General features: G+C 53.3%; 10 protein-coding genes. All 10 read left to right on the top strand.

The window, feature by feature from the left end:
* Positions 1-520 precede the first annotated feature (520 nt).
* Positions 521-1,294 carry an SDR family NAD(P)-dependent oxidoreductase gene (locus QPL94_RS19170; protein WP_285359524.1) on the top strand — a complete coding sequence of 258 codons (774 nt, stop codon included), beginning with the start codon at positions 521-523 and terminating at the stop codon, positions 1,292-1,294.
* A 31-nt stretch (positions 1,295-1,325) separates the two neighbouring features.
* Positions 1,326-2,777 carry an aldehyde dehydrogenase family protein gene (locus QPL94_RS19165; RefSeq protein WP_285359523.1) on the top strand — a complete coding sequence of 484 codons (1,452 nt, stop codon included), beginning with the start codon at positions 1,326-1,328 and terminating at the stop codon, positions 2,775-2,777.
* 20 nt (positions 2,778-2,797) lie between these two features.
* Positions 2,798-3,631 (top strand): TauD/TfdA dioxygenase family protein, encoded by an 834-nt coding sequence (locus tag QPL94_RS19160; RefSeq protein WP_285359522.1) that lies wholly within the window; start codon positions 2,798-2,800, stop codon positions 3,629-3,631.
* 72 nt (positions 3,632-3,703) lie between these two features.
* Positions 3,704-4,750, top strand: a complete 1,047-nt coding sequence (locus QPL94_RS19155) for a TAXI family TRAP transporter solute-binding subunit (RefSeq protein WP_285359521.1) — start codon at positions 3,704-3,706, stop codon at positions 4,748-4,750.
* A gap of 124 nt (positions 4,751-4,874) precedes the next feature.
* Positions 4,875-6,878 (top strand): TRAP transporter permease, encoded by a 2,004-nt coding sequence (locus QPL94_RS19150; RefSeq protein ID WP_285359520.1) that lies wholly within the window; start codon positions 4,875-4,877, stop codon positions 6,876-6,878.
* Positions 6,871-8,418, top strand: a complete 1,548-nt coding sequence (locus QPL94_RS19145) for a tripartite tricarboxylate transporter permease (RefSeq protein WP_285359519.1) — start codon at positions 6,871-6,873, stop codon at positions 8,416-8,418. Before QPL94_RS19150 ends, QPL94_RS19145 begins: the two co-directional genes overlap by 8 nt.
* Positions 8,408-8,872 carry a tripartite tricarboxylate transporter TctB family protein gene (locus QPL94_RS19140; RefSeq protein WP_285359518.1) on the top strand — a complete coding sequence of 155 codons (465 nt, stop codon included), beginning with the start codon at positions 8,408-8,410 and terminating at the stop codon, positions 8,870-8,872. The genes QPL94_RS19145 and QPL94_RS19140 overlap by 11 nt, the downstream gene beginning before the upstream one ends.
* A 42-nt stretch (positions 8,873-8,914) precedes the next feature.
* Positions 8,915-10,426, top strand: a complete 1,512-nt coding sequence (locus QPL94_RS19135) for an ethanolamine ammonia-lyase reactivating factor EutA (protein WP_285359517.1) — start codon at positions 8,915-8,917, stop codon at positions 10,424-10,426.
* Between the two features lie 82 nt (positions 10,427-10,508).
* Positions 10,509-11,627 carry a cupin domain-containing protein gene (locus QPL94_RS19130; RefSeq protein ID WP_285359516.1) on the top strand — a complete coding sequence of 373 codons (1,119 nt, stop codon included), beginning with the start codon at positions 10,509-10,511 and terminating at the stop codon, positions 11,625-11,627.
* 103 nt (positions 11,628-11,730) lie between these two features.
* Positions 11,731-12,801, top strand: coding sequence for a Bug family tripartite tricarboxylate transporter substrate binding protein (locus QPL94_RS19125; RefSeq protein ID WP_285359515.1), 1,071 nt, complete (start codon positions 11,731-11,733; stop codon positions 12,799-12,801).
* The last annotated feature ends 156 nt before the right edge of the window (positions 12,802-12,957 follow it).

The raw sequence follows: 12,957 nt of genomic DNA, 5'->3' as shown, positions 1-12,957 counted from the left end.
TCTGTTCCTGATTTTTGTGTTTTTTATCATTAAGCGAGAGTGGCTTTCACTATAGTATAGTCGAAAGGTACCGTCAGGTGTTGTGTACGTCAAGCCTCGAAGTGAGGTGAGGCTTGCGCAAGGCAAGGAGAAGTTTGGGTATTCCCCAGGATTCTATATATAGAATTAAGTGCCTTGTAATACTTATTCAGGAAAAGTAATAAGTCTTTAATAAAGTCAGATATGTATAGTTATTTAATACAATAAACGCAGTAGATGTGTCGTCATAAAGCCATATGAAAATAATACAAAATAATAATTGTTCATACGCCTCCAGCCCATGAGTTATTTGTTTCTGCCGATTTCCAATTAATAGTTGACACCTGAAGCCGTTTGTATAATTTTATAGTTAGATTTCACAAAACAAAATAGCATCTCAATAATAAAGAATGTGGCTGGCAGCTTGAATGGCTTCGATGAGTCAGGCGGGCACTGATCAGCAGATTTCGCACAACAAAAACAATCACAGGGGGTTGGTTCAATGGCTTCTAAGCTGTTTGATCTTGAAGGACGCACAGTGATCATCACTGGCGGGGGTCGCGGGATTGGCAAGGTTTATGCCAAATCGTGCGTGGACGCTGGTATGAATGTTGTTATCGCGGACATTCATGGGGAAGAGGCGGAGACGACTGCCGCGGAATTGCGGGATTCCGGCGGTGATGCCATTGCTGTCACCACCGATATTTCCAATGAGGAAAGTGTCGCGGCCATGGCCAGGAAAACCATGGAGGCCTTTGGTCGCATTGATGGTGTTGTGAATAACGCATCTTTGATGAGTTCGCTGCCCCGCCGTTCCTGGCTTGAAATTCCCACGGAAGAGTGGGACCGGGTAATGGCTGTTGATCTCCGCGGTTTGTTGACGGTTTGTCGCGCTGTCTACCCACACATGAAGGCTCAAAAGTGCGGCAAGATCATCAACGTCTCATCCAGCCGCGTTCTTGAAGGTACGCCCAACCGGCTTCATTACACCTCAGCGAAGGCGGGTGTTATCGGCTTTTCCAGAGCGCTGGCCCGAGAAGTCGGGGATGACGGCATTAATGTCAATGTTGTTATGCCCGGACTGACGCTGAGCGATACCCAACTCGCATCTTCAAGCACCAGCTACCTGAGTGACGAATACAATCAGCAGCGCGCCCTGAAGCGTCCCCAGACACCTGAGGATCTGGTTGGAACGGTCCTTTTCTTGCTCTCCCCTGCCAGCGATTTCATAACCGGCCAGACGATTAACGTCGATGGCGGGAAGTCCATGCACTGAGTGTGTAAAAGCTGAATCGGAGAACAAGAAAATGACGAATGTCCAAACGACCTTGATGTTGATTGATGGCGAGTTGGTTGAAGCCGCCAGTGGAAAAACGCTGGACTCGCTGAACCCAGCAACAGAAGAAGTGATCGGTCGGATTCCGGCCGGTGACACGGTAGATGTAGACCGCGCTGTGGTGGCAGCTACTCGAGCCCAACTTGAATGGGCGAATACCGAAATGTCCCACAGGGCAGAGCGGCTTCGCGCAGTGGCAGCCAGGGTTGCCGAGCGTGCAGAGGAAATTCTGAAACTGGAAGTTCTTGATACGGGCAACACCATCACCAAAATGCGCGGTGACGTGGGAATGGGTATCAAGGTCCTGGAATATTACGCCGGCCTTGGGCTTGAGCTTAAAGGCAGTACGATTCCTGCCAGCCAGCGCAACCTGCACTTTTCTGTGCGGGAGCCTTACGGTGTCGTCGGACGGATAATTCCGTTCAATCACCCCATCATGTTTGCGCTGTCAAGGATGGCTGCTCCTCTGATGGCAGGGAACGCAATCATTATCAAGCCACCTGAGTCGAGTTCCCTTTCCGCCGGCATTCTGGCTGAAATTTGCCGGGACGAACTGCCGCCGGGCCTTGTCAATATTATCACCGGTCTCGGGGCGGAGGCGGGCGACGCTATCGTTCGGCACCCGGATATCAAGCGTCTCGCGTTTATCGGTTCCGTTCCTACCGGGCTGGTCATTCAGAAAGCTGCGGCAGAAGTGTCTGTCAAGCATGTCAGTCTCGAGCTGGGTGGTAAAAACCCGATGCTTATCTTTCCCGACATCGATCCTGAAGTTGCAGCGACGGCAGCGGTAGCGGCAATGAACTTTGCCTGGCAGGGACAGTCTTGTGGCTCCTGCAGCCGGTTGCTCGTTCACGAATCCCTGTATGAAGAGGTTCTCAAGCGCATTGTTGAAAAAACAGAGCGTTTGGTGATGGGGGATCCGCTGGATCCGAGCTCCCAGATGGGGCCCATGAATTCCCGCATGCAGCTGGACAAGGTTGAACACTATGTGCGCACCGCCCATGAGGACGGTGCACGCCTGATGACCGGCGGAGAACGCCCGCCTGGCGCCCGGTTTGAGCATGGCTATTGGCATCAGCCTACGGTGTTTGCCGATGTGACGCCCGAAATGCGCATAGGACACGAAGAAATTTTCGGACCTTTGCTGTCGGTTTTCCGCTGGAAGGATGAGAACGAGGCAATACGCATTGCTAACAGCACGGAATACGGGCTTACCGCTGCCATCTGGACGAACGATCTCAATGCAGCAACGCGGTGCATCCGCCGGATTAAGGCTGGTTACGTGTGGGTGAACGGATTCTCGGCGCATCACCTTGGAACGCCGTTTGGTGGTATGGGCAACAGTGGGCTTGGACGGGAGGAGGGCATTGAAGAGCTGCTTTCCTACACAGAGACCAAAACCGTCCATCTGGCACTGAATTAATTCAGGCAGGAGTTGTTTGTATGAGTATTGAAATCGTGCCTTGCTCCCCGGCCATTGCGGCAGAAATCCGGGGTGTGGATGTCAGCAAAGGTGTCACGGATGCAGAGTTCGCCACGATAATTGAGGCGTGGCACCGGTATCAGGTGATTCTGCTTCGCAATCAGAGCCTGCCCACAGAAGAGCAGCAAGTGGCGTTCGCCCGCCGTTTCGGCGAGCTGGCGGAAGTTCACGTGCCTGAGTACCAGGGTAACCACCCGGCGGTGATGTACATCGGTAACCTGAAAGAAAAAGGCAAAAGCGAAGGCGCCTTGCCATTGGGTGAAATGGAATTCCATATCGATCAGTGCTATCAGCAGCGCCCGGCCAAAGGGACCATGCTGTACGCCATCGAGATTCCTTCCGCCGGTGGTGAAACCGTTTTCGCCAACGGCTACATGGCCTATGAGCGGTTGCCGGACTCCGTCAAGTCAAGGATCGAGGGCCTGAGGGCTACCCACGTGTATGACTATGGCGGCAAGGGCACCGACCGGAAGAATATGGTCAGTATAGAAGACGGTATTTCGCAGGCCCACCCGATTGCACGGACACACCCGGCCACCGGCCGCAAGAGTTTGTTCGTCAATAAACTGATGACCCATTCAATAGAAGGTCTCGACTCTGATGAGAGTGAAACCCTTCTCAATGTGATGTTTGAAACCATTTCCCAGCCAGAACTTTCCTATGTCCACGAGTGGCAGGTGGGGGACCTGTTGCTTTGGGACAACCGTTGCACTTTGCATGCACGTCGTGATTTTGATCCGGCGGAACGCAGATGGCTGCGGCGAGTGACGGTTCTTGGTGAAGTGCCTGAATAACGGTTTCTCTTTCCGTCCATAAAGAGAAAACAGCATGGTCCTAACTCGGACAAAAACAATAAGGGGTAGCACATGACCTTCGAAAAGAAATTGAAAGTAGCCGGCCTTGGCGTCCTGATTACATGTGGCGCACTAGCCACCGCAGGATCAGGAGCGGTTTTCGCCCAGGAAAAATTCCAGGATAACGATCCCATCAAATACACCGCCACAGGCGGTAGCGCACGTGGATATTCACGGGTTGTTTTTGAAGCGCTGAACGGGATTGTGCGGGATGAATACCCTGACTCTGCAGCAGAGTTCAAGCCCGGCTCTCCAGCAGGCAGTCTGCTTGAAATCACCCGTGGTAATGCGGATTTTGCGGGCGCCAGTGGCGCAGTGGAAGTTCAGTACGCGCTGGAGGGAACGGCGCCATTCCGGGAGTCCCTGAAAGACCAGATTTTTCATGTAATGACGATCCACAATGAACTGACCGTTCATTATCTGATGACCGAAGAGTGGTCTGAAGAACATGGTATCGAGTCAATGGCGGACATCGCAGAGAAGAAGCCACCCATGGAAATTGCGGTGAACACCGAAGCCAATCTTCAGTCAACCATCGCCATGTATGAGCACATCTTTAACGAGTATGGGTTCTCCATGGATGACGTCGAAGATTGGGGAGGTTCCGTACTGCGTGGTAACTCAGGCATTGGTATGGACGCGTTGGCCGATGGCCGTGCGGACGTCTTTATCAATGGCCGGTTTATGCCTGACTCGCGTCTGGAAGAGATCCACAACAACCGTCCTTTGAAATGGATCGACATTGACCGCGACAAGATGGCGGCCGCTGCCGAAGGCTGGGACTACGACCTGTATATCGCGCCAGCCGGGATAAGCCCGTTTATTGAGAAAGACAGTGCCACACAGAAAATGTGGAACGCATTGCAGGCTGGCCCACACGTCTCCGAAGAAACTGTCTACAAATTCCTGACAGCCATTAGCAAGAATGTTGATCGCGTCCAGTCCATTCACTCTTCCCTGCGCAACTTCGGGCCGGAGATGATGGTATGGAACCCGATGAATCTCCCTCTGCACCCGGGAGCCGAGCGCTTCTACCGTGAGAAGGGCCTTATCGACTAAAGCTCCGACCGGAAAGCAGTAATGAAGTGCCGTAGGCGGAACTGCCGATTGATCAGGTCGGCGGTTCCGCCCAGGTCACAGAACTATTTTTACCTGCCGCAGTTTCGGTGATTAGGGGGGGGGTATGTCTGCTAAAAGCAGTCTTATACACGGACTGAAGCGATTTTTCTGGCTTACCGGTGAAGGCAACCGTTTCGTGCCTACTGGTTGGCTGGGCAGATTTGTCGCGCTACTCGCTGTGCTCGGAACAGCGGTGGTTATTTATATGGCGCTGTTCAGTAGCCAGTCTGAACTGTTGCATGTCGGTCTGTTTCTGGCGTTTTTGTTTCCTATCGCATTTCTCACAACAACAATCTCAAAAAGTGTTGAGCGTATTACCTGGTTTGATGGTGTGTTGGGGGCTACCGGCTGTTTACTTGCCGCCGGATTCAGCTATTACGAACCCCGCTACCACAACTGGATGCAGAGCTTTGATCAACTGACTACTTATGAAATCTGGGGTGGCCTTGCGCTAGTGGGGTTGTCACTGGAAATGGTGCGCCGGGCGACCGGATGGCCCTTGCTTCTGCTTTCGTTTGCATTTCTGGGCTATGTGGTCTGGGGGCCAAACATTCCCGGCAGCTTCTCCCACGGTGGCGTTAACCTGAATTATTTTATCGAAATGCAGGCCATCACGATGGATGGACTGATTGGTGTTCCGCTTTATGTAGCGGCAACTTATGCCTTCCTTTTTGTGTTGTTCGGTGCCTTCTTTCAGCTGTCTGGCGGTGGCCAGCTTTTCTTCGATATTGCGGCCTGCAGTACCGGAGGAATGATCGGCGGTCCGGCAAAAGCCTGTGTTGTCTCCAGTGCTTTGTACGGTTCGGTATCGGGAAGCCCTACGGCCGATGTGGCTACGACCGGGCCGATAACGATTCCATTGATGGAACGTTTTGGCATCAGCAAAAAACAGGCCGCCGCAACCGAAGCGGCTGCTTCCTCGGGTGGTGCGTTACTACCACCGGTGATGGGCGCGGTAGCGTTCCTGATGGCAGATATGACGGGCATTCTTTATAGAGACATTCTGATCGCAGGCCTGTTATCTGCCTGTCTCTATTACCTGGGTGTTTTTACGCTCGTTCATTTTGAATGCCGGCGCCTTGGTATCAAGGCCATGCCTGCTGAAGAGCGCGTTACCCTGATGGTGGCGTTGCGTCGTGGCTGGCCAAGCCTGATTCCCATCTTTGTGTTGACCTACTTTCTGTTAAGTGGTTTTTCGCCCGCCTACGTCGCTGCAGGGGCCTGTCTGGTCACCCTGGTAACCAGCTGGATCGCTGTTCGGCACGCCATTGGCCCCAGAAAACTGATCTCCGGATGTGTGGAAACCTGCTTTAGAGTGGTGCCCCTGACGGCAGCTGTAGCTGTTGCAGGGATTATCATCGGATGTATTGAGATGACAGGCCTTTCCAGCAAGGCGGCCGCCGTGCTGTATGCACTGGCCGGAGGCCTTCTGGTACCGTCCCTTATCGTTTCTGCGGTGGTGCTGATTATTCTGGGCATGGGCATGCCGACAGTTGCCGTCTACATTATGGGCGCGGCTCTGCTTGCCCCTGTTCTCATCGGCGAATTCGGGTTGCCAGTGCTCGGCACCCACATGTTCCTTCTGTATTTCTCCTGTATGTCGGCCATTACGCCACCTGTCGCGGTGGCCTGCTTTACGGCCGCTTCCATCGCTAATACCAACCCGTTTTCGGTTGCGCCGTATGCGTCGAAGCTGGCTGTCGCCGGCTATGTATTGCCGTTCTTCTTCATCTTCAATCCGGGTCTCCTTATGGATGGCAGCGTGCTGGCTATTGCCGGTGCTCTGATAGCAGCAGTCGGGATGGTGTTGTGTTTCGGGGTTGCGGTTCACGGCTGGATACTGACAACACGCCTTAACGGATTCGGGCGGCTTCTGTTTGCAGCTCTTGCCTGCACGCTGATTGTTCCAAATCTGCTCGTGCAGGGTGGGGCAATGATAGTCGCGGCCCTGTTATGGAGCTTCTACCTGAAACGGGCCCGAACGAACGAATCGAATTCAACGGCATTCGGCATCAGTCGCCCGAGTGTGGCTGGTGGCAGTGTGAACATCGAGGCAACGAATGAGTGATCTACTGAATGGTTTGATGAACTTCGCACGGTGGGATGTATTCCTGGTCCTGCTTGCAGCGGTCCCTGTCGGGCTAGTGTTCGGTATTTTGCCGGGCCTGGGTGGACTTGTGGCCCTGTCGGTACTGCTGCCGCTGGTTTATGGCATGGAGCCGATTGTCGGCCTGGCGTTTTTGCTGGCCAGTTATGCGGTGGTGTCGACCGGGGGTTCGGTAACCGCAATACTGCTGGGCATCCCCGGCTCTCCGAGCAACGCGGCAACCATCATTGACGGCTATGTTCTAAGTCGGCGTGGACGTGCCGGCTACGCCCTGGGGGCAGCATTGTCGAGCTCCGCCCTGGGGGGGGTTATCGGCGCTGTAGTGCTGTTTGCGCTGCTCCCCATCGTACGCCCGGTGGTTATGTCATTCGGTTCACCGGAAACGTTTTTCCTGGCCTTGCTGGGCATCAGCTATCTGGCAATGCTGGGCGGTGGGTCACCTATCAAAGGGCTTGCTGCAGGCGCCTTCGGGCTGTTCCTGGGCACTTTCGGTTACCAGAGTACAACGGGTGTGCCACGGTTCTGGATGGAGATCGACTATCTGCTCGATGGTTTCCGGCTGATTCCGCTGGCGCTGGGTATGTTCGCCATACCGGAAATTATTGATTTGATGTCCGGGCGGAGTATCGCGGCCACGCGACCAGACGGCAGCCCGATGGAAATTACCCACAAGCAGGTTTGGCTGGGTGCGCGCGCTGCAGTCGTACGTAAGTGGGTATTGCTTCGTTCTTCAATCCTCGGTGTATTCCTCGGTCTGATACCCGGCGTTGGCAGTGAGACTGCACCGTTTGTAACTTACGGTGCTGCTAAACAGGCTTCCAAGCGTCCTTACCAATTCGGCAAAGGCTCGATTGAAGGAGTTATCGGACCGGAAGGTTCCAACAATGCGAAAGACGGTGGCGCATTGGTGCCAACTCTTGCCTTTGGCGTACCGGGCAGCAGTGCAATGGTTCTGCTGATCGGAGGGTTCCTTCTGCTTGGTCTGCAGCCTGGCCCTAAATTTCTTGAAGATCATATGGACATGGCCTACGGGCTCGCGTTTGTGCTGGTGGGAGCCAACCTGATCGGTTCGCTGGTCTTGCTGTTATTGGCTAAACATCTGGCTAAAATCACTCTATTACCGGGCCATATGCTGGCGCCGATACTTCTGACGCTGGTCGTTGTGGGGGCATACTCCACCAATAACAATTTTGCTGACGTTCTGTTCGTCTTCATCTTCGGTGCGGTCGGTATTGCCATGAAAGCCTACGGCTTCTCCAGGCCTGCCTTATTGCTGGGATTCGTTCTGGCGCCGCTGCTCGAAACCTACCTTTATATCTCTCTCAATACCTATGGCGGCTTGTTTTTCCTGAGGCCGATATGTCTGGTTCTGGCTCTCTTTATAGTTGCTGGCGCTGTCATGGCGGGAATGAAAAGTCATCGGGCCCATAAAGCGTTAAAAGCTGAAAAAGCTGAGAAAACATTAAACAACAAGAAAGAGGTGACTACGCATGACCTGTAGACAAGGTAATTTTTTCAGTGCGGCAGTTCTGCTGTTATTTACATCAACCATGTTGTTAATGGCCATTTTTCACTGGGGGTATTCGGCCAAAGTGCTCCAGTTCCCGGTAATGGCCGGCTCCCTGCTGGCTCTTTGTGCCGGGTGGTTGGCGGTCCGGTCCTTTACCGCGTCTGAAAAGGAACTGGATGATGAGAGTGAGCTGTTCTCCGAAGGCAACAGACGCTGCTCATTGCTCAAGCGCGCATTGTGGCTGAGCGCAGTATTTCCTCTGGGTTATGTATTCGGATTTATTGTCGGGCTTCTTGCATTCAGCTTCGCCTATACCAGTTATCACGGGCTGCCCTGGTGGCAACGAATACTTACCGGTTTTTTGATATTTGCGGTTGTTTACATTGGCTTTTATGAGTTGCTGGGAGTGCCCTTGCCCATTGAGCCAATGTGGATGCGGGAATAAATAGTATTTCAAGTCACGAATGTTTCGAAAGGAGAGTATTTCATGCTGCAGTTGCATGGTGATCATCAGCATGGGCACAGCCACATGCATGAGGAAGATAAAGCCGAACTTGCCAACTTTATCTGGCGGCAGGAAACCGTGGAACTCAACACGGTCGGCATCGATATTGGCAGTTCCACCTCTCACTTGCTGTTTGCAACGGTTCGCCTGCAACGTCGGTCACAGGGGCTCTCCAGCCGCTTTGTCGTAACCCATCGCGAGGTGGTTTGGCGCTCGCCCATCATGCTCACGCCCTTTCTGAGTGATGGCAACATTGATGCAGACAAGTTGGCAGCATTCATTCGCACATCCTATGAGAGCGCCGGCATCGCACGAAGCGACATTGACAGCGGCGCTGTCATCCTGACTGGAGAGGCGATCAAGCGGCACAACGCGCGGGCAATTGATGAGCTGTTTGCGGAGGAAGCCGGAAAGTTCGTGTGTGCGACAGCAGGTCACAAGCTCGAATGTACTCTGGCAGCCCACGGCTCAGGTGCCGCCAAATTATCCAAGAACCGGAACGAGTGCGTTCTTCACGTCGACATTGGTGGCGGCACAACGAAGCTTTCAATGATCAACAAGGGTGAAGTGCTGGGCGTCTGTGCATTTGCCGTCGGCGGCAGACTGCTTGCGCAGGATGACGAGGGCGCATGGACGCGGGTGGATGATTCGGTTCGCCTGGTTGCGGAGGAACTGGGTATTGCGACCGATCCGGAGTCGATGGCTAACGAAGGCAATCGGCAGAAAATTGTCACCCGCCTGGCTGAGGTTGCTGTCGATTTTATCTCAGGAAAGTCCCTCGACCGTCTGGGAATGTCATTGCAACTGACCGAAGCCTTGCCAAGGCCTATGCAGCCAACAGCGCTTACTTTCTCCGGGGGTGTCTCGGAATACATTCTCGGGCGTGAAACCAAAGAGTATGGCGACATTGCCAAGATGCTCTCCACGGAGCTGTGCAGGATGTTGCCTGAAACGCTCAATCTTCCAATGCTCGACCCCGGTCACGGAATTCGCGCAACGGTCATTGGTGCTTCCCAGTTCACGGTTCAGGTCAGCGGAAAAACCATTTTCCTCGCTGGCGATTCCGTATTGCCGGTGCACAACGTTCCCGTTGTGAGTGTTGACCTCGAGCTTAAAGGGGAAATTGATTCGACATCAGTGGCTGAAACCATCCGCGCGGGAATGAAGAAGATGGACCTGAATCATGACAACCAGATGGCACTGGCATTCACGTGGAAAGGGGATCCCGAGTATTCGCGACTTGCCGCGGTGAGCGAGGGCATTCTCCGGGCAGCTGCGCCGGGAGGAAAACGCGGGGCCCCTTTATTGTTGATGATCGACGGCGACGTTGCCCGAACACTCGGGCACCTGCTCAAGCATGAGTTCGGGTTGGAGAGCAGTCTTGTGTCGGTGGACGGTGTCAAGTTGCAAGAACTGGATTTTGTTGATGTCGGCGAGTTCCTCGACCCTCCGGGAGTTGTGCCCGTTGTCATCAAGTCGTTGTTGTTTTCATGAGGTAGATGCCTCGGTGAATCAGGGCTGACACCCCTTTAAGAGTGTTTGAACTTAAAAAGTAAATTAATCAGAGGTAAATAGTATGAGTGATAAAGATATCCCCAGATATGGCGTCGACTTTTATATGGACTGGGTCGAGCGTGAAGGGCTGCCGGTAACAGAGGCATTTGGTATTGATCTGTTTGAACTGGAAACCAAGCCCTGGGCCAGAGCCGGTGATCACGTGAAGGGTGCAGCAGCGCATCTGAAAGGCCGCTGTGACTTCAGCAACATGTTCCTTTACGAGATTGCTCCGGGTAAATCCACTTCACCCCAGAAACATTTGTACGAAGATGTTTTCTACGTGCTGGAAGGTCGTGGCAGCACCCAGCTCGAATTTGCCGATGGCTCTACGCAGTCCTTTGAATGGGGTCCCAAGAGCCTGTTTGCGATTCCGCTGAATGCCCGCTATCGCCACTTTAATGGCAGTGGTAAAGACCGTGCTTTGCTGGTAACCACCACTGATATGCCGATGGTGATGAACGCGTTTCACAATGAAGATTTCGTGTTCAACAATAACTTCGACTTCAGTGAGCGTACCGGTAAAGAGAAGTACTTCTCAGGCGAGGGTGACCTGATTACCGTGCGCCCGGGTAACCACATGTGGGAGACCAATTTCGTACCGGACCTGGCCAGCATTGAGCTCAAGTCCTGGGGTGACCGCGGTGCAGGCGGCAGCAACATCATGTTCGTGCTTGCCGATGGCACCATGCACGCCCACATCTCCGAGATGCCAGTGGGAACCTACAAAAAAGGTCACCGTCATGGCCCGGGCTACCACGTCATGTGTGTAACGGGGCAGGGCTACTCGATGCTGTGGTTCGAAGGTGAAGAAGACTTCACCCGTATCGACTGGAAACACGGTGTGGTGTTCCCGCCTGCAGATCGCCAGTTCCACCAGCATTTCAACACCAGTCAGGATCCAGCCCGCTACCTGGCAACAGGTGTTGGTGGTCTACGGTATCCGTTCACCACTGATCGCCGGAAATCACTCCTGGGTATGAAGCCAGGTGAAAGGGGTGCGGTATCTACCAGCATGAAGGATGGCGGTGATCAGGTGGAGTATGAAGATCAGGATCCACGCATTCATCAGATCTGGCTCGAAGAAATGAAGAAGAACGGTGTAACTCCGAAGATGGATAAATTCAATGTTGCTCAATAGGTAACACCTGCATTCCAGCCAATAACTGGTTGAAATGCGGATTTGCAGCGCGTCGCGTCAAGTCGGGCGCGTTGCACTGACCACTGAAAGTAAGGGGAAGGCAATGTTTCGGAACAAAAATAAAATCGGAAAACTCGCTTCAACAGTGATGGCGTCTGCCGTAACGACGGCCATATTTCTTGGATTTGGAAATCTCGCCCAGGCAGAGGATGCGGCGGATTACTATGAAGGTAAAACCGTCAAAATCGTCGTTGGGTTTAATCCTGGCGGTGGTTACGACGAGTACGCCCGTATGATTGCTCCGGAGCTGGAAAAGCGCATAGGGGCCACGGTCATAGTGGAAAACCAACCCGGTGGTGGCGGCCTTCTTGCCCTTAACAGGCTCGCACAAAGTGGCGATGATAAGACCATGATGCTTGCAAGCTCGGAATCGGCAGCATTGGCACAACTTACGGACCGACCGGGTACGCGCTTTGACCTGAGCAAGGTAACCTGGCTTGGTCGGGCTGTTGTAGACACCCGCATGGCGATGTGGAGCGCGCAAAATACAGAACGCACCTTCGGAGAAGTTCTGGCAACCATGAAATCAGAAGGTAGCCGCTGGGGGGCAACTGGCTTGACGGATTCTGTATCTGACGCCACTGCTGCGATGGCTGAAGCGCTGAATCTGACATCGGATGAGCTTTCAATTGTGCTTGGCTACGATGGCACCAGCGCCATTGCCCTTGCCGTTGTGCGGGGTGAGGCAGATGGTGTTGTTGTAAGTTCGACGTCCGCGATCAACTATGTTGGCGATGACTCGCTGGTGCCTTTGGCCGCCCTGGATCGGGAGCGTGACGCACTTTTCCCGGACACTCCGACTATTTTTGAAGTTGGTAATCTGGATGAAGAAGGCGAGCGTTGGATGGACTTCCGCTCCAACATCACCACGCTTGGCCGTGCTTTGGTTATGCATGAAGACGTAGACCCTGAAAGGGCTGATTTCCTGGCCGGTCACCTCGAGGATATTCTCACCGATGACAAGTTTATCCAGAAAGCTAAGGATATGAATCGCCCCATCAATTTTCTTTCAGCTGCTGATCTGAATAAGCTGATTCAGAACATTTTTGCTGATCTTTCTGATAAAAGAAAGGCAGAGATCAAACATGTTCTTACCGAGAAGTTCATTCGCTAGTGGACGTATGAACAGTCTGCTCTGAATGAGTTGTTGTGGTTGTTGCTCTGCATCGTTGCCATGCGCCCCGGATTTTCCGATAAGGGCGCTTTTTTCTTCCGGCTCAGGCTTGTACATCAGGGGTTACCCGAAGTAAAGCAGGGAATGTTTTTGTAT

The sequence above is a fragment of the Marinobacter sp. SS13-12 genome, from assembly GCF_030227115.1.
Classification (GTDB): Bacteria; Pseudomonadota; Gammaproteobacteria; order Pseudomonadales; family Oleiphilaceae; genus Marinobacter.
This window is presented reverse-complemented; position numbering and strand designations above follow the sequence as displayed.

What these genes read in the sequence shown, in the direction of transcription:
- QPL94_RS19160 (WP_285359522.1), top strand. Translation starts at nt 2,798, where the DNA reads ATGAGTATTGAAATCGTGCCTTGCTCCCCGGCCATTGCGGCAGAAATC.
- QPL94_RS19170 (WP_285359524.1), top strand. Translation starts at nt 521, where the DNA reads ATGGCTTCTAAGCTGTTTGATCTTGAAGGACGCACAGTGATCATCACT.
- QPL94_RS19130 (WP_285359516.1), top strand. Translation starts at nt 10,509, where the DNA reads ATGAGTGATAAAGATATCCCCAGATATGGCGTCGACTTTTATATGGAC.
- QPL94_RS19150 (WP_285359520.1), top strand. Translation starts at nt 4,875, where the DNA reads ATGTCTGCTAAAAGCAGTCTTATACACGGACTGAAGCGATTTTTCTGG.
- QPL94_RS19140 (WP_285359518.1), top strand. Translation starts at nt 8,408, where the DNA reads ATGACCTGTAGACAAGGTAATTTTTTCAGTGCGGCAGTTCTGCTGTTA.
- QPL94_RS19135 (WP_285359517.1), top strand. Translation starts at nt 8,915, where the DNA reads ATGCTGCAGTTGCATGGTGATCATCAGCATGGGCACAGCCACATGCAT.
- QPL94_RS19165 (WP_285359523.1), top strand. Translation starts at nt 1,326, where the DNA reads ATGACGAATGTCCAAACGACCTTGATGTTGATTGATGGCGAGTTGGTT.
- QPL94_RS19125 (WP_285359515.1), top strand. Translation starts at nt 11,731, where the DNA reads ATGTTTCGGAACAAAAATAAAATCGGAAAACTCGCTTCAACAGTGATG.
- QPL94_RS19145 (WP_285359519.1), top strand. Translation starts at nt 6,871, where the DNA reads ATGAGTGATCTACTGAATGGTTTGATGAACTTCGCACGGTGGGATGTA.
- QPL94_RS19155 (WP_285359521.1), top strand. Translation starts at nt 3,704, where the DNA reads ATGACCTTCGAAAAGAAATTGAAAGTAGCCGGCCTTGGCGTCCTGATT.